This window comes from Streptomyces sp. NPDC107654 (genome assembly GCF_055639035.1).
The window spans coordinates 37,968-57,007 of sequence record NZ_JBVKBI010000035.1; the positions used below are offsets into that span (position 1 = coordinate 37,968).

Sequence of the window (19,040 nt, forward strand, 5' to 3'; positions counted from 1 at the left end):
TCCTCGCACCGGCCGCCCTCTCGTGTCGTGGAGCGACAGAACCGTCGGCGGACCGCTACCCGTCCGCCGCCACGATCTCCCGGCACCGCTGCACATCCGCGGCCATCTGCTCCAGCAGGGCCTCCAGCGAATCGAACTTCGCCTGGCCGCGCACGTAGGAGAGGAAGTCGACGGCGACGTGCAGGCCGTACAGGTCGAGGCCGACGCGGTCGATGGCGTACGCCTCCACCGTGCGCTCGGTGCCGTCGAACTGCGGGTTGGTGCCCACCGAGATCGCGGCCGGCATGATCTCGTCCTGGGCGTGCAGGTACCCGGCGTACACGCCGTCGGCGGGGATCGCGGTGTGCGGGAGGGTCTCGACGTTGGCCGTCGGAAAGCCCAGTTCCCGTCCGCGCTGGGCGCCGCGGACGACGACACCCTCCACGCGGTGCGGGCGGCCCAGGATCTCGTGGGCGCCCTCGACGTCGCCCTCGGCGACCAGGCGGCGGGTCAGCGTGGAGGAGAACGGCTCGCCGCCGCCCGCCTCACCGGTGACGTACAGGTCGACGATCTCGACCTCGAAGTCGTAGACCTTGCCCTGCTCGGCGAGGAACTCGACGTTCCCGGCCGCCTTGTGGCCGAAGCGGAAGTTCGGGCCCTCCACGACCGCCTTGGCGTGCAGCTTGTCCACCAGGACCTTCACCACGAACTCGGCGGGCGAGAGCTTGGAGAACTCGGTGGTGAAGGGGAGGATGAGGACGGCGTCGACGCCCAGCTCGCCCATGAGTTCGGCACGGCGGTGGTGCGGGGCGAGCAGCGGCGGGTGGCTGCCGGGGCGGACGACCTCGCTGGGGTGCGGGTCGAAGGTGACCACGACGGCGGGAACGCCCAGCTCGCGGGCGCGGTCGACGGCGTGCTTGATGATCAGCTGGTGGCCGCGGTGGACGCCGTCGTAGGAACCGATGGTGACGACGCTGCGCCCCCAGTCCTGGGGGATGTCCTCCAAGCCACGCCAGCGCTGCACTGTGACCGCTCCTCGAACCCGTGTCCGTGTCTATCGATGACCTCTTGTGCAGGTCTAAGGGTGCCATGCCGGGTGCCCGGCGCCGTCATCGGCATGGGGGCTGTGACGGGGCGCACGTTCCCGGCGCCGCTCAGGCCGGTGCGCGGACGCCCGCCAGGTCCCCGATCATGCGGCGGGTGCTGGGGCCGACCACGGCGGCCCAGTCGTCCGGGGCATCGGTCAGCCAGCGGGCCAGACGGGCGGCGAAGCCGGGCACGCGGCGGCCGAGGTCGACCAGGCCGCGGTCGAAGCGGGTGGCGCCCTCGGGCGTGCGGACGAGGAGCAGCCCGGTACGGTGCACCAGCCCCCGGAGCTCCGCCTCCCCGGCCTCCTCGCAGAACTCCACCCCCGTGTCCCCGGCCTCTTCCGCGGTTTCTTCCGCGGCCTCCTCCCCTGGGGTAGCCCGCTCCACCGCCGCGTGCAGGACGGCCTCCAGGACGGCCGGGTCCCGCTCCCCCGCGAGCAGCACCTCCAGCAGTTCGCGGCGGAGCGGGCGGGAGGCGGCCGTGCCGGGGGCGGCGAGGACGGTGGCGAGGGCCGCCCGCAGGGGCTCCGGGCCGCCGTCGAGCAGGCCGGTGACGAGGGGCAGCAGGACGGGGCGGGCGGTGGGGCCCTGGGCGAGGCGGCGGTCGATGTCGCCTGCGAGAGGTCCGGCGGTCTCCGGGCGCAGCCGCACCGCCTCCTGGACGAGGGCGGCGATCCGGCGGGCCAGGGCCGGGGTGGTGGTCTCGGCGAGGCCGCGCAGGACCGCGGCGGTGTCCGGCCCGCCGGCGTCCGGTGCGCGCAGCCGGTCCCGGACGGCCTGCAGGACCGGCTCCGGGTGCGTGCTCAGGGCCGGGAGCAGGGCGGTCGGCGGGAGCTGCGGGTCGCCGTCGGCGAAGTGGCGCAGGGCCGCGGGCAGGTGGCGGTCGCGGGTGTGCGGATCGCGGACGAGGAGGGCGAGGGCGCCGCCGTGCAGGGTGCGGTCGGCGGGGCGGGCGAGGAGGGTGAGGGCGGCGAGGCGCAGCAGCTCGCGGTCCGGGTCCGAGCGGACGTAGGGGGCGGCGCGCAGCCCGCAGGTCACCGCCGCCGCTCTGCGGGCGGGGCGCTCGTCGTGCGCCCAGCGGTCGACGGCCCGGCAGACGGCCGGCGGTTCCTCCTCGGCGAGGACGGCGAGCAGTTCGTCGGCACGGGGGTGCGCGCAGGCGGCCAGCGCCTCGACGAGGTCGTCCACGGCGGCGTGCCGGTGCGTGTGCAGCAGCGCCTGTGCGGCGGTGGCCACGGTGGCGTGCGGGGTCGCGGGGAGCGGCTGCTCGTCGGCGAACCAGTTGGTGAGCAGGGGCTGTACGACGGTGGGGGCGGCGGCGAGCAGCCCGGCCACGGCGTCCAGGTAGCGGTCGCCGGCCGTGGGCGGCGCCGGGTCGGCCAGCACGAGACGGCGCAGCAGCTCCAGGCGCTCGGCGTCGGAGACGGGCAGGGCGGTCCAGAACGCGGGGCGGAAGTCGGCCGGTACGGGCCGCCGGGCGCGGTGCCAGGCGACGACACGGTCGGCGAGGAGGCGCAGCACCTCGGTGTACGGCGTCGCGTCCGGGAGCTGGAGCAGGGTGCGGACGAGCAGCCGGGCGGCCCACCAGGAGCCGGTGTCGCGGTCCAGGGCCTCGACCAGTTCCCGCAGGCGCAGGGTCAGTTGGCGTGGGCCGTGCTGGCGGTCGAGGAGCAGCAGGGCCTGGACGACGGGGCCGACACGGTGGTGGGGCACGGGGACGGAACGGTGGGCCGCGTGCGGTTCGCCGGGGTGGTGCACCAGGGCTCGCAGGGCCTCGTCCAGGTCCAGGTGCATGCCCTGGATCCAGTCGGCCAGTTCCTCGTGGGCGAAGCGGTAGCCGCCGCCGGCCGGCACGAGGAGGCCCTCGGTGAGTACGGCGGAGGCCCAGCCGGTGCCGCCGCCGAGCCGGGCGGGGGCGGGTCCCCAGGGGAACAGCGTCTCGAACGACTCCCGGTCCAGTGTCCCCTGCCCCGGGCCGAGGCTGCGCCGGGCGGCCTCGTGCACCTGGCCGGCCACGCGCGCGGCCAACCGCCGTACGGCCGTGCCGCGCAGGCCGCCGGCGACGGCGAGGCGGACGGCGATGCGCAGGCACATCAGATCGAGGTACGCCGCGAACACGTCCTCCCGCCGGAGCGTCCCGGCCATCGGCGCGTCGGGGGCGGCCGCCCGCACCTCGCCCAGCAACCGCAGCGCGAGGGGATGCCGCGCATCCCGGTCGCCGAGCACCCCCGCCGGGATCCCGTACCGCTCCCGAGCCCGCCACGCCTCGTCGCCGGTGAAGTCACCGATCCGCAGGCAGGGGGGCAGGCAGTCGCCGGGGGTGCGGGGGGCCGGGGTCCGAGGGGCCGCGGGGTGGGGCACTGCGTCGGGGTGGCCGCCGCCGGGGGCGCCGGAGGCTGCGGCGGGACCGGCGGGATCGACGGCGACCGGGGTGCGCACAGGCCCGCGTCCCCGCACCGAGACGGAGGCGGGGACGGAGTCGGAGACGGCAGGGTCGGCAGGGTCGGCGGCCAGGCCGGCCCTGCGATCCGCGTTCACCCAGCCGACAAGGCCTCCCGGCGCCCGGTCCGGCTCACCGGCCGGCGTACGGATCGGCTCGTCACCGGCCGCCGGAGCAGCGAGGGCACCCTGGCCGCGGCCCGCGCACGCGTCGGCAGCCGGGATGCGAGGACCGTCCGGCGTGCGTCTCACCTCGATACCGCTGCCCGCCGAGGCGGCGGTCCCGGTCGAGCCACCGTAGGACGCCCGTTCCCCGACCGCTCCCGACGCCCCCACCGACTCGTACGGCAAGGCCCCCGCACCGGCCGCCGGAGCCGCAAGGGCGCCCGGGGCGTGGAGCAGGTGCTCGGGGAACGTCCTGCCGGCGCGCTCCCAGTGTTCCTCGCGGCAGGCCATCGCCAGGCGGGTGCCGGTCTCGCTCAGCCAGGTGGTCGTGGCCCGGGCCCAGGCGGGGAGGCGGTGGGCCAGGGCGGGGGGCATCTCCTCCGGGGCGTCGAGGAGGAGCAGGAGCGGACAGCCGGCCCGGGCGGCGAGGCGGGCCAGGTGTTCGGGGGTGATGTCGCCGAGGTCCTCGGGCTGGACGCGGCGGGACGCGGCGACGATCCGGGCGGCACGCTCCAGGGCACGGCGGGCGGCGTCCGCCAGCGAGTCGTCGGTGTCCTTGAGGTCGGCGCCGCGCAACCACAGGGTGGGGGCGGGGCGCTCGCTCCGGGCGCGGCGGGCGGCGAGGGCCGCGAGTTCCGTCGTACGGCCGCTGCCCGGGGCGCCGACGAGACCGAGCACCGGCCGGTCGCCGGTGGTGAAGGCGGCCAGCTCCCGGGTCACGCCGGCGCGTTCGAGCGGCTCCCGGACACCCGGGCCGTCCTGGCCCAGCGAGGTGGCGGTCAGCTGGAGGATGCCGGCGAGGTTGAGGTCGGCGCCGTAGGCGGGCACGGTGGCCGCGTTGCGGGCGAGCAGGGCGGCGAGGGCGCCGTCGGCAGGACGTAGGGGCACCGCGAAGGCCGCGTCGCGCTCGGCGGTGTGCAGGGCGGTGCCGAGGACGCCGAGGACCGCGCCGGTGCGGGCGTCGAGCACCGGTCCGCCGGCCGCTCCGCCGCCGAGCCGGAGCGCGTCCCGGCCGGCCGTGCCGATGGCCAGCTCCAGGACGTCGTCGAGCAGGTGGAAACCGTCCGTGGCCGTGTACGTCACCTCGGTGGCGGCCAGCACCCGCGCCTCGCGCAGGCAGCCGGCGGCGACCCGGACGTACGTACCGGCGGGGATCCGCTCCCGCACGGTCAGCGGCAGCGGGTCCACACCCAGGCCCTCGGTGCGCACCAGGGCGAGGCCGCGGGCGGGCAGCGGGGTGACCGCGTCGGCCGGGAGCACGTGGGTGCGGTCTTCGCGCGTACCGTCCCCGGGGGTGTGCAGCACCAGCCGGGACAGGCCGTCGACCGATTCGTGGCTGGTCAGCAGGGTGCCCTCGTGGTCGGCGAGGAAGCCGACCCCGCGCGGGCGCCCGGCCAGGTCCCGGATCCGTACGAGCGCGGCCTCGGCGCGACCGGCGTCGGTGCCGCCGGCACCCGGTCCGCCGTACACCCGGTCCCGCTCCCGGTGCCCGCCTCCGCTGCGCGGGCCCCGTCCCTCCATCGCCGTACCTCCCCGCCGTCCCCGTGCCCTGTCCTCGACGGTAGGCGCGGGATGATCGGCGGGACAGGACGCGTGCGGAACGCGCCCCCTTCCGCTCCCCCGGTTCACTCCGAGCGCCTGCCCGGTCGGGTGAATGGGCGGGGGTTGCTGGATAACCCTAGGGGTGGGGGAACCGAGGGGGGACCGTGGAGCGGCGGCAGGGGCACGACCCCGTGACCGGCCGCCGCTCCACGGCGGCCGGCCCGCTCCCGCTCAGGCCGAAGGCGGCCCCGCTCCGGCTCAGCCGAAGACGGCCAGGCTCTTCGCCTTGCCCCGGTGCTGCTCGACGAGCGCGAGGAAGCGACCGTCGGTCCCGATGACGGCCACGGGGCCCGCGCCCGCGTACTCGTCGGGCATGTCCAGCCGGACGCCGTTCAGCAGCAGCCGGGCGCGCCGGGTGTCGACCTGCCACTGCGGGAACGCGGCGGCGGCCGCCTCGGCGATCGGCATCACGGTCAGGTCCTGCTGGAGCTGGTCCAGCGTCCTGGCCGCGTCCAGCTTGTACGGCCCGACGCGCGTCCGGCGCAGCGCGGTGAGGTGGCCGCCGACGCCGAGGCCGGCGCCCAGGTCGCGGGCGAGGGCGCGGATGTAGGTGCCGGAGGAGCAGACCACCGACACCACCAGGTCGATCACGGGCGTGCCGTCCTCGGCGACCGCGTCCCGGACGTCGTACACCGCGAAGGACGTGATGGTCACGGGCCGGGCGGGGATCTCGAACTCCTCGCCCTCGCGGGCCCGCTTGTACGACCGCACCCCGTCGATCTTGATGGCGCTGACCTTGGACGGCACCTGCATGATGTCGCCGGTGAGCTTGGCGATGCCGGCGTCGATGGCGTCCCGGGTCACCTTGGAGGCGTCGGTGGACGAGGTGATCTCGCCCTCGGCGTCGTCGGTGAGGGTGTTCTGGCCCAGGCGGATGGTGCCCAGGTACTCCTTCTCGGTGAGCGCGAGGTGCCCGAGGAGCTTGGTGGCGCGCTCGATGCCGAGGACCAGGACGCCGGTCGCCATGGGGTCGAGGGTGCCGGCGTGGCCGACGCGGCGGGTCCTGGCGATCCCGCGCATCTTGGCGACCACGTCGTGCGAAGTGAAGCCCGACGGCTTGTCGACGATGACGAGGCCGTCGGGCGTGGTGTGCTTCTGGGTCATTCGGTGGCGTCGCCGTCCGTGTCGGTGTCGTCGGCCGGCTTCCTGTAGGGGTCGGCACCGGCGGCGTACGTGGCGCCCGTGGCCGCCTCGCGCACCTTCTCGTCGGACTGCCGGGCCTTGTCGAGGAGGTCCTCGATGGTCCGGGCGGTGTCCGGCAGGGCGTCCGCGACGAAGGTCAGGGTCGGGGTGAACTTCACCCCGGCCGCACGGCCCACCTCGGAGCGCAGGACGCCCTTGGCGCTCTCCAGGCCGGCGGCCGCGGCCTTCCGCTCCTCGTCGTCGCCGTAGACCGTGTAGAAGACGGTCGCCTCCCGCAGGTCACCCGTGACCCGGGTGTCCGTGATGGTGACGTGTGAGCCGAGCCGCGGGTCCTTGATCCCGCGCTGCAGCTTCTGGGCCACCACCTCTCGGATGAGGTCCGCCAGCCTTTTCGCCCGCGCGTTGTCGGCCACTGGTCCGTCTCCCGTTCTTTCTCTTGCTCGTGTCGTTCTGTGGTCTGGTCGTGGTCAGTCGTCTTCGCCGTGGAAGCGGCGTCGGACCGACAGCAGCTCCACCTCCGGGCGGGCGGCGACCAGTCGTTCACACCGGTCCAGTACGTCGGTGAGGTGCGCCGCGTCGCCGGAGACCATGGCGAGGCCGATGACCGTTCGCCGGTGGAGGTCCATGTGGTCCACCTCGGCCGCGCTCACCGCGTACTTGCGTTGGAGTTCGGCGACGATCGGGCGGACGACGGAGCGCTTCTCCTTCAGCGAGTGGACGTCGCCGAGGAGGAGGTCGAAGGACAGAGTCCCCACGTACATGTCGATGCCGGTTTACCCGCCGGTACGGGATCGATGGCCTGGAGCCACCGTACCGCTTGCCCGCCGGCGGCTCGACCGGGTTTCCCGGCACTCCGGCCGGGGGCGGAAAACGGCGCGCTGGCCGGCAGGACCGCAGTCCCGCCGGCCAGCACGAACCCCAGGCGTTACGCCCGCGGCTTCTCCCGCATCTCGTACGTCGCGATGACGTCGTCGACCTTGATGTCGTTGAAGTTTCCGAGGTTGATACCACCCTCGTAGCCTTCGCGGATCTCGGTGACGTCGTCCTTGAAGCGACGCAGACCCTCGATGTTGAGGTTCTCGGCGATGACCTTGCCGTCGCGGACGAGGCGCGCCTTGGTGTTGCGCTTGACCTCGCCGGAGCGGATGAGGACACCGGCGATGTTGCCCAGCTTGGACGACTTGAAGACCTCGCGGATCTCCGCCGTACCGAGCTCGACCTCCTCGTACTCCGGCTTGAGCATGCCCTTGAGGGCCGCCTCGATCTCCTCGATCGCCTGGTAGATGACCGAGTAGTACCGGACGTCCACACCCTCGCGCTCGGCCATCTGCGCCGCGCGGCCGGCCGCGCGGACGTTGAAGCCGATCACGATGGCGTCGGAGCCCATCGCCAGGTCGATGTCGGACTCCGTGACCGCACCGACACCGCGGTGCAGGACGCGGATGTCGACCTCTTCGCCGACGTCCAGCTGGAGCAGGGAGGACTCCAGGGCCTCGACGGAACCGGAAGCGTCACCCTTGATGATCAGGTTCAGCTGCTGGACCTCGCCGGCCTTGAGCACCTTGTCCAGGTCCTCCAGCGACACGCGGCGCGTGCGCTTGGCGAACGCGGCGTTCCGCTCGCGGGCGGCGCGCTTCTCGGCGATCTGACGGGCCGTACGGTCCTCGTCGACCACCAGGAAGTTGTCGCCCGCACCCGGGACGTTGGTCAGGCCCAGGACCTGGACCGGCGTCGACGGGCCGGCCTCGGCGACGTTGTTGCCGTTGTCGTCGAGCATGGCGCGGACTCGGCCGTACGCGTCGCCGACCACCATCGTGTCGCCGACCCGCAGCGTGCCTCGCTGGACGAGGACCGTCGCCACGGCACCGCGGCCGCGGTCGAGACGGGACTCGATCGAGATGCCCTGCGCGTCCTGGTTCGGGTTGGCCCGCAGGTCGAGCGAGGCGTCGGCCGTGAGGATCACGGCCTCCAGCAACGAGTCGATGTGCAGACCCTGCTTGGCGGAGATGTCGACGAACATGGTGTCGCCGCCGTACTCCTCGGCCACCAGGCCGTACTCGGTCAGCTGACCGCGCACCTTGGTCGGGTCGGCACCCTCGACGTCGATCTTGTTGACCGCGACGACGATCGGGACGTCGGCCGCCTTGGCGTGGTTGAGCGCCTCGACCGTCTGCGGCATGACGCCGTCGTTGGCCGCGACGACCAGGATCGCGATGTCGGTCGACTTCGCACCGCGGGCACGCATGGCGGTGAACGCCTCGTGACCCGGGGTGTCGATGAAGGTGATCTTGCGCTCTTCGTCGTTGACCTCGGTCGCGACCTGGTAGGCACCGATGTGCTGGGTGATGCCGCCGGCCTCGCCCGCGATGACGTTCGTCTTGCGGATCGCGTCGAGCAGTCGGGTCTTACCGTGGTCGACGTGACCCATGACGGTCACCACCGGCGGACGGACGACCAGGTCCTCCTCGGAGCCCTCGTCCTCGCCGAACTCGATGTCGAAGGACTCGAGCAGCTCGCGGTCCTCCTCCTCGGGGCTGACGATCTGAACCGTGTAGTTCATCTCGCCGGCGAGGAGCTGCAGGGTCTCGTCGGAGACGGACTGCGTGGCCGTGACCATCTCGCCGAGGTTCATCATGACCGCGACGAGGGACGCCGGGTTGGCGTTGATCTTCTCCGCGAAGTCGGTGAGCGACGCGCCGCGGGAGAGACGGATGGTCTCGCCGTTGCCGCGCGGCAGCATCACGCCGCCGACGCTCGGGGCCTGCATGGCCTCGTACTCCTGGCGCCTCTGCCGCTTCGACTTGCGGCCACGACGCGCGGGACCACCGGGACGGCCGAAGGCGCCCTGCGTGCCACCGCGGCCACCCGGACCACCGGGACGGCCACCGAAGCCGGGACGGCCACCGCCGCCACCGCCGGGACCACCCGGACGGCCGGCGAAACCGCCGCCACCGCCACCGGGACCGGCAGGACGGCCGGCGAAGCCGCCGCCACCGCCACCCGGACGGCCGGCGAAGCCGCCGCCACCCGGACGACCGCCGCCGCCACCGGGACGACCGCCGCCACCGGGGCCACGGCCGCCGGGGCCACCGCCCGGACGCGGGCCCGCGGCGGGACGCTGCGGCATCATGCCGGGGTTCGGACGCGGGCCGCCGGGGCCGCCGCCGGGACGGGGACCGCCCTGCGGACGCGGCATCGAGCCCGGCGTCGGACGGGGACCGCCCGCGGCCTGCGGACGCGGACCGCCGCCCTGGGCGCCGGGCGCCTGCGGACGGGGACCGGCGCCGGGGGCACCGCCGGGGCCGGGACGCGCCCCGCCGCCCTGCGGGCGCGGGGACTGCGGGCGGGCCATGCCGGCGTTGCCGCCGGAGGTGAAGGGGTTGTTGCCCGGACGCGGACCGGCCGGACGGGCACCCGGACGCGCGGCCTGGCCGCCGGGACGCTGACCGCCCTGACCCGGACGGGGCGCCTGGCCCTGGCCGGGAGCCGGACGGGAGCCGCCGGGCTTCGGGGCACCGGGACGGGCGCCGCCGGGACGCTGACCCTGGGCGGCCGGAGCCTGCGGGGCCTGCGCGGCCGGAGCGGCCGGCGGAGCGGTGAACTCCGGGGCGGCCGGGGCCGGGCGCGGCGCGGGCTTGGGACCCGGCACCGGACGCGGGCCGGGAGCGGCCGGCGCGGGCGCCGAGGGGGCCGACGGGGCGGCCGGCTCCTGGGCGGCGGGCGCCGTCGGAGGCTTGGGGGCAGCCGGCCGGGGGGCCGGGGCAGCCGGACGTGCCGCCTGCGCCGGAGAGGGCGCGGCGGGCTTGGGGGCGGCCTTGCGCGGGGCGGGCTTCGCGGACTTGCCGCTGCCACCGCCCTGGAAGGCGTCGGTCAGCTTGCGTACAACCGGCGCTTCGATGGTCGAAGACGCCGAACGGACGAATTCACCGAGTTCCTGGAGCTTGGCCATGACGACCTTGCTCTCGACACCGAACTCCTTGGCGAGTTCGTAGACCCGGACCTTAGCCACTTCGCTCCTTTGAGGTCCGGGTTGAAGCCGGACCGTCGCTAGTTCATGGGCGTACTCATCGCGTACTCATCGAGTGCTCATCGCAATCTCGACCTGCTTTCGACTCGCGAGGTACCAAGCCGCACGGGGTTCCGTACGGCATGTCTTACAGCGTTGCCTGCTCGGCAACTGTCGTCTGCTCGACGTATTGGCGCAACGCCTTTGTGTCGAGCGCTCCCGGGACGCGCAGTGCCCGCGGGAACGCCCGGCGGCGTACCGCCTGGTCGAGACAGACCTGGGCGGGGTGCACGTAGGCACCCCGGCCGGGCAGCGTACCGCGAGGATCGGGGACGCATGCGTCCCCGATCCTCACGATCCGCAGGAGATCGCTCTTGGCCGCCCGCTCCCGACACCCCACACAGGTGCGTTCAGGGCATACTCGGGTGTGCGTCCGGCCAGACACTACTAAGTCTACCTCCCCGTACCGACCTCACCCCTTTGGGGCAAAAATCGAACGGCTGTTGTCGTGATCTCAGCGCCGGGCGGCTTGGATCTATTCCCCGGCCCCCGGATCCGTGCCCGGTCTACTCCCCGGCCTGCTCGGTGTCGGGCCGGATGTCGATGCGCCAGCCGGTGAGCCGGGCGGCGAGGCGGGCGTTCTGGCCCTCCTTGCCGATCGCCAGCGACAGCTGGTAGTCGGGCACGGTCACCCGTGCGGAGCGGGAGGCCAGGTCCACGACCTCCACCTTGCTCACCCGGGCGGGTGACAGCGCGTTCGCCACCATCTCGGCCGGGTCGTCCGACCAGTCGACGATGTCGATCTTCTCGCCGTTCAGCTCGCCCATGACGTTGCGCACCCGGCCGCCCATGGGGCCGATGCAGGCGCCCTTGGCGTTCAGGCCCGAACGGGTGGACCGTACGGCGATCTTGGTGCGGTGACCTGCCTCACGGGCGATGGCCGCGATCTCGACCGAGCCGTCGGCGATCTCCGGCACCTCCAGGGCGAAGAGCTTCTTCACCAGGTTGGGGTGCGTACGGGAGAGCGTGACGGACGGCCCGCGCACGCCCTTGGCGACCCGGACGACGTACGACCTGAGGCGCATGCCGTGCGGGTACGTCTCACCGGGAACCTGCTCCTGCACCGGCAGGATGGCCTCCAGCTTGCCGATGTCCACCAGCACGTTCTTCGGGTCGCGGCCCTGCTGGACCACGCCGGTGACGATGTCTCCCTCGCGGCCGGCGTACTCGCCGAGCGTCGCGTCGTCCTCGGCGTCGCGCAGCCGCTGCAGGATCACCTGCTTGGCGGTGGTGGCGGCGATGCGGCCGAAGCCGGACGGGGTGTCGTCGAACTCGCGGGGCTCCTGGCCGTCCGCGAGGTCGTCGGGGTCCTCCTTCGCCCACACGGTCACATGTCCGGTCTCCCGGTTGAGCTCCACGCGCGCGTGCCGGCGGCTTCCCTCGGTGCGGTGGTAGGCGATGAGGAGGGCCGACTCGATCGCCTCGACCAGCAGGTCGAAGGAGATCTCCTTCTCCCGAACCAAACCCCGCAGGGCGCTCATGTCGATGTCCACGGCTACGCCTCCTCCGCTTCCTTCTTGTCCTTCGTGCCGGCCGTGCCGCCGGCGCTGTCCTTACGGTTGAACTCGACCTGCACGCGCGCCCTGGCGATCTCCGGGAAGCCCAGTCGGCGGGCGGTGGCCTTGCGGCCCTTCACCCCGGGCACCTCGACGTCGACGCCCTCGTCGTCGACCTCCAGGATCCGCGCGACCAGCTCGCCGCCCTCGGTGAGCTGGAACTTCACGAGCCGGTCGGTGGCGCGCACGAAGTGCCGGTGCTCGGTGAGGAGGCGCTCGGCGCCGGGGGTTCCGACCTCCAGGTCGTAGGCCGCGTCACCCATCGCGTTCGTCTCGTCCAGCTTCGCCGAGAGCGCGCGGCTCACATCGGCGATGGCATCCAGGTCGGCTCCGGTGTCGGAGTCCACGACCACGCGCAGCACCCGCTTGCGTCCGACGGAGTCCACGGCGATCTCTTCGAGATCCAGCCCCTGGGAGGTGACGAGCGGTTCGAGCAGCTCTCGCAGCCTCTCGCTCTGGGTGGTGCTCATCCGGGTGACTCCTCGGCCGCGTGTGCTGTTGTGGGATGGGTCGCGTGTCTGGTCAAAGGGTACTGCCTCCGGAGGGGGGCGGTTCGCAGGAGAGTCCGCGCACCCCTTGGGCGGGTCCACTGAGCCGGTGACACGAGGCGAGCGGATGCGCGGGTACCGTGATCGGCGGCGGGTGGCGTTCCCGCCTGTGTGTTCGTACGAGCCCCCGAGGACGTCAGCCGTGCCGTACCCCCCACCCCCGCGCTCGCCCTCGGGGCCGCGCAGAAGATCCCTGCTCGCCTCGGCCGCCGGTGTCGCCCTGCTGGCGGGCTGTTCGGACGGGGCGGGCTCCGGCGACGACGGCCCGTCGGCCACGACGCGGGCACGCGCGCGTGCGGCGCGGGACAGCCGGGGGCTGCTGGAGCGCTACGACGCCGTGCTCGCCGCGCATCCCGGGCTGGCGGGGCGGCTGCGCCCGCTGCGGGAGCAGGTCGCGGCGCACGCGGCGGCCTTCGAGGACGGCACGCCGACGCCGACGCCGGCGAGGTCCTCGTCCGCGCCGGCTCCCGTGCCGGCCGGTGAGAAGGACGCCGTGGCCGGGCTGGCCGCCGCCGAGCGCGCGCTGGCCGACCGGCGCGCCGGGGAACTGCTGCAGGTGCCGGGCGAGCTGGCGCGGCTGCTGGCGTCGGTCGCGGCTGCCGGGGCCGCGCACGCGTACCTGCTGACGGAGGGGGCCAGGTGAGCGAGGGCACGGAGCAGGCGGCGAAGGCCGAGCTGACCGCGCTGCAGGCGGCGCTGGCCGCGGAGCACGCGGCGGTGTACGGCTACGGCGTCGTGGGCGGCCGGATCGGCGAGCGGCGCCGGGCCGAGGCGCGGTCGGCGTACGACGCCCACCGGGCGCGCCGGGACACGCTGGTGCGCGCCGTGCGGGACCTGGGCGGCACCCCGGTCGCCGCGAGCGCCGGGTACGCGCTGCCGTTCCCGGTCCAGGACGGGGCGGCGGCGGTGCGGCTGGCCGCGCGGCTGGAGGAGCGGGTGGCCGGGGTGTACTCGGACCTGGTGCGGGCGGCGAGCGGCGCGCGCCGGGCGGACGCGGCCGGTGCGCTGCGGGAGGCCGCGGTGCGGGCGGTGCGCTGGAGCGGGGGGAGCGTAGCCTTCCCTGGGCTCGCCGAGCGGTCCGGCGAACAGGCGGGCGAGCAGGCGGGCGCTGCCGGTACGACCCCGTCGGCCTCCGCGCACGTGACGCGTTAGCCGCGGCCGGCCGGGGAGGGCGGTGCGGACCGGCGCCGGTACGGCGGCGGCCTGGCGGACGCCGGTGGACGGCCGTCGGCGGGCTCGTACGGCGACGACGGCGGGCGCGTACGGCGACGACGGCGCGCGGGCGAGCACGGCGAGCGCGACGAGTTACGGCGTGCACGGCAAGGACGGCGGGGCCGGGAGACGGCACCGGGCGGGACGGGACCCGGAACGGGCCGCGCCGACAGGGCCGGGGCGGGGAACCCGGGGCAGGCAGGCCCGGCAGCAGGCGACAGGAAGGGAACGACTCGCGCATGGCTTTCGAAGCGCCGCGGCGACTGGAGCGGGCGCTCGGTGAGACGGCACCGGCCGGGGACGACTGGCTGGCGCGGCTGCCCGCGGCGGCCGAGGAAGCCGTCGCCCGGCTCGAGTTGACCGTCGAGAGAGTGCAGGTACCCGGCGGGCGCAGCAGCCTGGTGGTGCTGGTACGGCGGGCGGACGGCACGCCGGCCGTGCTGAAGCTCGCGCCGCCCCGGGCCCGTCCGGAGAGCGAGCGTGCGGCGCTGGCGCACTGGGGCGGGCTGGGCGCCGTACAGCTGCTGGAGGCCGCGGCGGAGGACGGGGCGCTGCTGCTGGAGCGGTTGCACCCGGACGTGTCGGTGCGGTCGCTGCCGGAGGCCAAGGCCCTGCTGGAGGCGGCGGGGACGCTGCGCCGGCTGTGGGTGGCGCCGCCGGCCGGGCACGCCTTCGAGACGGTCGCCGAGCGCACCGGACGGCAGGCGGCGGCGATGCGGGCGAGTGCCGAGGCCGACCCCGAGAGCGCGCCCCTGGTGGACGCGGCGCTCGCCGCCCGCGAGGCGCTGCTGGCCGCGCCGCCCGAGCAACTGCTGCTGCACGGCACGTTCCGGCAGAGCAAGGTGCTCGCCGGGGAGCGGATGCCCTGGCTCGCGGTCGGTCCGGACCCGGTGGTCGGCGAGAGCGCCTTCGACCTGGCCCGGCTGGTCCGGGACCGGGTGGAGGACCTGATCGCGACCCCGTCCGGCCCGTCCACCACCCGGCGCCGCATCAAGCGGCTCGCCGAGTCGCTGGAGGTCGACCAGGAGCGCCTGCGGGGCTGGACCCTCTTCCGCGCCGTGGAATCCGGCGTGCGGGCGCTGCGCGTGGGACGGCCCAAGGACGCGGAACTCCTGCTGGAGTTCGCCGGCTGGCTGTGACGGCGCCCTCGGAAGCCTCCGACAGCGCTGCCGAGCGGGCCGGCCACCACCCGGCAGCGGGTCGAACGGCTCGTCGAAACGCCGCAGGTCGGCCTGGAACGGCCGTGGGCCGGGCGCGGCGACGCCCCCGGGGGTCCCGGGGGCGTGGACTCGTCGTCGGCCGGCCCGGGGCTACGCCGTCAGGCGGGTGATCGCGTCCTCGACGGTCAGTTCCTCACGCTCGCCCGTCTTGCGGTCCTTCAGTTCCAGGACGCCCTCGCCGGCGCGGCGGCCGGCCACCAGGATCTGCGGGACGCCGATCAGCTCCGCGTCGGTGAACTTCACGCCCGGGGAGACGCCGGCCCGGTCGTCCACCAGGACGCGGACGCCCGCGGCGGCGAGCTTCTCGGCGACGTCCAGCGCCAGCTCGGTCTGGAGCGCCTTGCCCGCGGCCACCACGTGCACGTCGGCCGGGGCGACCTCCTTGGGCCAGACCAGGCCGTGCTCGTCGGCGGTCTGCTCGGCGAGCGCGGCGACGGCGCGGGAGACGCCGATGCCGTAGGAGCCCATGGTGACGCGGACCGGCTTGCCGTTCTGGCCGAGGACGTCCAGCTTGAGGGCGTCGGCGTACTTGCGGCCCAGCTGGAAGATGTGGCCGATCTCGATGGCGCGGTCCATCTTCAGGCCGGTGCCGCACTTCGGGCAGGGGTCGCCCTCCTGGACCACCACGACGTCGACGTACGCGTCGACCTCGAAGTCACGGCCGGCGACGACATTCCTGGCGTGCGTGTGCTCCTTGTTGGCACCGGTGATCCAGGCGGTGCCGGGGGCCACGCGCGGGTCGGCGATGTACTTCACCTTCTCGCCGAGGCCCTGCGGGCCGACGTAGCCGCGGACCAGGTCGGGCCGGCCGGCGAAGTCGGCCTCGGTGACCATCTCGACGGCGGCCGGCGCGAAGTGCGCCTCGACCTTGTCCAGGTCCACCTCGCGGTCGCCGGGCACGCCCACGGCGACGATCTCGCCGTCGACCTTGACCAGCAGGTTCTTCAGCGTGGCGGAGGCCGGGACACCGAGCGCCTCGGCGAGCGTCTCGATGGTCGGGGTGTCCGGGGTGGGGATCTCCTCCAGCGCGGGCAGGGCCGAGCCGTCGACCGGCTTCAGCTCGTAGGTGACCGCCTCCGTGTTCGCGGCGAAGTCGCAGTGGGGGCAGTCCACGAAGGTGTCCTCGCCGGCCTCGGCGGGGGCCAGGAACTCCTCGGACTTGGAGCCGCCCATGGCGCCGGCGGTGGCGGCGACGATGCGGTAGTCGAGGCCGAGGCGTGCGAAGACGCGCTGGTAGGCCTGGCGGTGCAGGGCGTAGGAGGCGCCGAGGCCCTCGTCGTCCAGGTCGAAGGAGTACGAGTCCTTCATCAGGAACTCACGGCCGCGCAGGATGCCGGCGCGGGGGCGGGCCTCGTCGCGGAACTTGGTCTGGATCTGGTAGAGGATCACCGGCATGTCCTTGTAGGACGTGCACTGGTCCTTGACCAGGAGGGTGAAGATCTCCTCGTGGGTGGGGCCGAGGAGGTAGTCGCCGCCCTTGCGGTCCTTGAGCCGGAACAGCTCCTGGCCGTACTCGTCCCAGCGGCCGGTGGCCTCGTAGGGCTCGCGCGGCAGCAGGGCGGGGAGCGAGACCTCCTGGGCGCCGATGGCGTCCATCTCCTCGCGCACGATGCGCTCCACGTTGGCGAGGACCTTCTTGCCGAGGGGCAGCCAGCTCCAGATGCCGGCGGCCGTGCGGCGGACGTAGCCGGCACGGACGAGGAGCTTGTGGCTGAGGACCTCGGCGTCCGCCGGGTCGTCGCGCAGCGTCTTCGCCATCAACTGGGACATGCGCTGGACCGGTGCGTTGGCCATGGTTCTCGTACTCCTGCCGGGTAAGGGTGATGGCACAGGAGGTTAGCCGGGCGGCCTGTGCCGGTGGAAATCGGTTAACGCCTGCGCAGCGGCAGTGGGGCGCCCATCACGGCGTACGGCCGCGGCGCGCTCGGGAACTGGACCTGGCGGGCGAGGTCGACGTAGCCGAGGGAGTGGTAGAGGCCGCGGGCGGGGCTGTCGGTGTCGATCGCGGAGAGGATCGAGCGGGGTTCGGCGGCGGTGTCGGTGATGGTGGTGATCAGCCGCCGGCCGATGCCGCGGTTCTGGTGGTCGGGGTGGACGTGCAGTTCGGTGATGACGAAGGAGTCGTCCAGCCACAGGTCGTTGCCGGCCGCGCGCAGGTAGGGCTCCACGACGGTGGACCACCAGTGGAGGCGGCTGTTGGGCATGCCGTAGACGAAGCCGACCAGCCGGCCGCGGCTGGTGGCGCCGAGGGCCCGCGCGCCGTCGTACTGCATGTGGCGCTGGACGATCTGGCGGCGTACGGCGATTTCGTCGGGTCCGAGTCCGAAGGCGACGGCCTGGACGGCCAAGGCCTCGTCGACGTGGGCAGCGAGGTCCAGGGGGCCGATCACGACGTCCATGCGGGGAGCGTACAGGGCGGTCAGAACAGGACGCTCATGAAGGCTCCCACCTCGCGGAAGCCCACCGTGCGGTACGTCCTGCGCGCCGCGGTGTTGAAGTCGTTCACGTAGAGGCTGGCCACGGGCGCGATGTCCGCGAGGGCGTAGCGCAGCACGGCCGCCATGCCGGGCGCCGCGAGGCCCCTGCCCCGGTACTCGGGGGCCACCCAGACGCCCTGGATCTGGCAGGCCTGCGGAGTCGCGGCGCCGATCTCCGCCTTGAAGACGACCCGGCCCTGGTCGTCGACGCGGGCGAAGGAGCGGCCGGAGCCGACGAGCTCGGCGATGCGGGCCTGGTACAGCAGGCCGCCGTCGCCGGCCAGCGGGGAGACGCCGACCTCCTCGGTGAACATCGCCACACAGGCCGGCATGATCGTCTCCATCTCGTCCTTGCGGACGCGGCGGACGTACGGGTCGGGGGCTATGTCGGCCGGCATGCGGTCGGTGATCATGAGCGGCTGGTGGGCACGGACCTCGCGGGCGGGGCCCCAGTGCGGCTCCAGCAGCCGCCACAGCAGGGCGGTGGGTTCGGCCGGGCCGACGACGGAGGAGCAGCGGCGGCCGGCCCGGCGGGCGCGGTCGGCGAAGGCGCGGACCGCGCGGGGGGTGGCGCAGATGGGGACGAGGTTGGCGCCCGCGTAGCACAGGGACGTGAGCATGCCGTCCTCGTACCAGCCCCACATCTCACCGCCGAGCCGCCACGGGTCCAGGCCCGCGACCTGCACCCGGGACGTCACGAAGGCGTTGGCGACCGGCTCGCGGTCGAGAACGGCGAGCGCGGCGTCCAGGTCGCTCGGTTCGAGCACCCGTGAGGTGGTCTGGGTCAACACGTGGCGGGGCCTCACGACGGGGGTTCTGCTGGTCCCCGCACTATAGCCGCGCCGCCTCGCCGGCCGCCTTCCAGCTCGGGAGCCGGGGTTTGCGGGCGGCTGAGGACGGGAGCTCGCCGACCGCCCCTCCAGCCACCGGGCTTCCGTATCCGGGCGGCAGCGGACGGAAGCCCGCCGGCCGCGCTTCCCATCCCGGAGCTTCGCTATCGGGCGGCCGCGGGCGGGAGGTGGCTGGTCGTGCGGTTCCCCGCGCCCTTCGGGGGCGGGGAACCGCCGGTGCCGGAGACGTCAGTCCGCCACGGAGACCGACGGTTCGCCGGAGGCCACGCCCTCGGCCTCCATCTGCTCCGCCAGCTTCATGGCCTCCTCGATGAGGGTCTCCACGATCTTGGACTCGGGGACGGTCTTGATGACCTCGCCCTTGACGAAGATCTGGCCCTTGCCGTTGCCGGAGGCGACGCCGAGGTCGGCCTCGCGGGCCTCGCCGGGGCCGTTGACGACGCAGCCCATGACGGCGACGCGGAGGGGGACGTCCATGCCGGTCAGGCCGGCGGTGACCTCCTCGGCGAGCTTGTAGACGTCGACCTGGGCGCGGCCGCAGGAGGGGCAGGAGACGATCTCCAGGCCGCGCTGGCGGAGGTTCAGCGACTCCAGGATCTGGATGCCGACCTTGACCTCCTCGGCGGGCGGGGCGCTCAGCGAGACACGGATCGTGTCGCCGATGCCCTGGGAGAGGAGGGCGCCGAAGGCGACC

General features: G+C 74.2%; 16 protein-coding genes. 3 read left to right on the forward strand and 13 right to left on the reverse strand.

Translation table 11 applies throughout. The features are described from left to right. Positions 1–55: 55 nt before the first annotated feature. The 9 genes from ACZ7N4_RS36170 to rimP form a co-directional block, all read right to left on the reverse strand. A complete protein-coding gene (locus tag ACZ7N4_RS36170) occupies positions 56–1,003 on the reverse strand; it encodes a bifunctional riboflavin kinase/FAD synthetase (RefSeq protein ID WP_471367591.1) in 948 nt (315 codons plus the stop codon). Positions 1,004–1,133: 130 nt separating this feature from the next. Then, positions 1,134–5,192 (reverse strand): trypsin-like peptidase domain-containing protein, encoded by a 4,059-nt coding sequence (locus ACZ7N4_RS36175; RefSeq protein WP_471367593.1) that lies wholly within the window; start codon positions 5,190–5,192, stop codon positions 1,134–1,136. A 279-nt stretch (positions 5,193–5,471) separates the two neighbouring features. Further along, positions 5,472–6,377 carry a tRNA pseudouridine(55) synthase TruB gene (truB, locus tag ACZ7N4_RS36180; protein WP_471367595.1) on the reverse strand — a complete coding sequence of 302 codons (906 nt, stop codon included), beginning with the start codon at positions 6,375–6,377 and terminating at the stop codon, positions 5,472–5,474. Next, positions 6,374–6,829, reverse strand: coding sequence for a 30S ribosome-binding factor RbfA (rbfA, locus tag ACZ7N4_RS36185; RefSeq protein WP_471367597.1), 456 nt, complete (start codon positions 6,827–6,829; stop codon positions 6,374–6,376). The genes truB and rbfA overlap by 4 nt, the downstream gene beginning before the upstream one ends. 54 nt (positions 6,830–6,883) lie before the next feature. Further along, entirely contained in the window at positions 6,884–7,177 is a 294-nt protein-coding gene (locus ACZ7N4_RS36190; protein ID WP_471367598.1) for a DUF503 domain-containing protein, read from the reverse strand. 164 nt (positions 7,178–7,341) lie between these two features. After that, positions 7,342–10,425: a translation initiation factor IF-2 gene (gene infB, locus ACZ7N4_RS36195; RefSeq protein ID WP_471367600.1), complete on the reverse strand. Its 3,084-nt coding sequence runs from the start codon at positions 10,423–10,425 to the stop codon at positions 7,342–7,344. A 145-nt stretch (positions 10,426–10,570) separates the two neighbouring features. Continuing rightward, positions 10,571–10,867, reverse strand: coding sequence for a YlxR family protein (locus ACZ7N4_RS36200; protein WP_471367602.1), 297 nt, complete (start codon positions 10,865–10,867; stop codon positions 10,571–10,573). Between the two features lie 121 nt (positions 10,868–10,988). After that, positions 10,989–11,975: a transcription termination factor NusA gene (gene nusA / locus ACZ7N4_RS36205; RefSeq protein WP_467930403.1), complete on the reverse strand. Its 987-nt coding sequence runs from the start codon at positions 11,973–11,975 to the stop codon at positions 10,989–10,991. Between the two features lie 2 nt (positions 11,976–11,977). After that, positions 11,978–12,508, reverse strand: a complete 531-nt coding sequence (gene rimP / locus ACZ7N4_RS36210) for a ribosome maturation factor RimP (protein WP_471367605.1) — start codon at positions 12,506–12,508, stop codon at positions 11,978–11,980. Positions 12,509–12,728: 220 nt separating this feature from the next. Between rimP and ACZ7N4_RS36215 the strand changes: the two genes are divergently transcribed. The 3 genes from ACZ7N4_RS36215 (at position 12,729) to ACZ7N4_RS36225 (ending at position 14,937) form a co-directional block, all read left to right on the forward strand. Beyond that, on the forward strand, positions 12,729–13,229 hold the full coding sequence (locus ACZ7N4_RS36215) for a hypothetical protein (protein ID WP_471367607.1): 501 nt from the start codon (positions 12,729–12,731) through the stop codon (positions 13,227–13,229). Beyond that, positions 13,226–13,738: a ferritin-like domain-containing protein gene (locus ACZ7N4_RS36220; RefSeq protein ID WP_471367609.1), complete on the forward strand. Its 513-nt coding sequence runs from the start codon at positions 13,226–13,228 to the stop codon at positions 13,736–13,738. The genes ACZ7N4_RS36215 and ACZ7N4_RS36220 overlap by 4 nt, the downstream gene beginning before the upstream one ends. Before the next feature lie 299 nt (positions 13,739–14,037). Then, on the forward strand, positions 14,038–14,937 hold the full coding sequence (locus ACZ7N4_RS36225; protein WP_471367612.1) for an aminoglycoside phosphotransferase family protein: 900 nt from the start codon (positions 14,038–14,040) through the stop codon (positions 14,935–14,937). A gap of 171 nt (positions 14,938–15,108) precedes the next feature. Here the strand turns inward: ACZ7N4_RS36225 and ACZ7N4_RS36230 are convergent, their stop codons facing one another. The 4 genes from ACZ7N4_RS36230 to ACZ7N4_RS36245 form a co-directional block, all read right to left on the reverse strand. Then, positions 15,109–16,812 (reverse strand): proline--tRNA ligase, encoded by a 1,704-nt coding sequence (locus ACZ7N4_RS36230; protein ID WP_471367614.1) that lies wholly within the window; start codon positions 16,810–16,812, stop codon positions 15,109–15,111. Positions 16,813–16,886: 74 nt separating this feature from the next. Beyond that, on the reverse strand, positions 16,887–17,417 hold the full coding sequence (locus tag ACZ7N4_RS36235; RefSeq protein ID WP_471367616.1) for a GNAT family N-acetyltransferase: 531 nt from the start codon (positions 17,415–17,417) through the stop codon (positions 16,887–16,889). Positions 17,418–17,437: 20 nt separating this feature from the next. After that, positions 17,438–18,286 (reverse strand): GNAT family N-acetyltransferase, encoded by an 849-nt coding sequence (locus ACZ7N4_RS36240; protein ID WP_471367618.1) that lies wholly within the window; start codon positions 18,284–18,286, stop codon positions 17,438–17,440. Between the two features lie 288 nt (positions 18,287–18,574). After that, a partial coding sequence (locus tag ACZ7N4_RS36245) for a flavodoxin-dependent (E)-4-hydroxy-3-methylbut-2-enyl-diphosphate synthase (RefSeq protein ID WP_471367620.1) occupies positions 18,575–19,040 on the reverse strand: 466 nt, incomplete at its 5' end.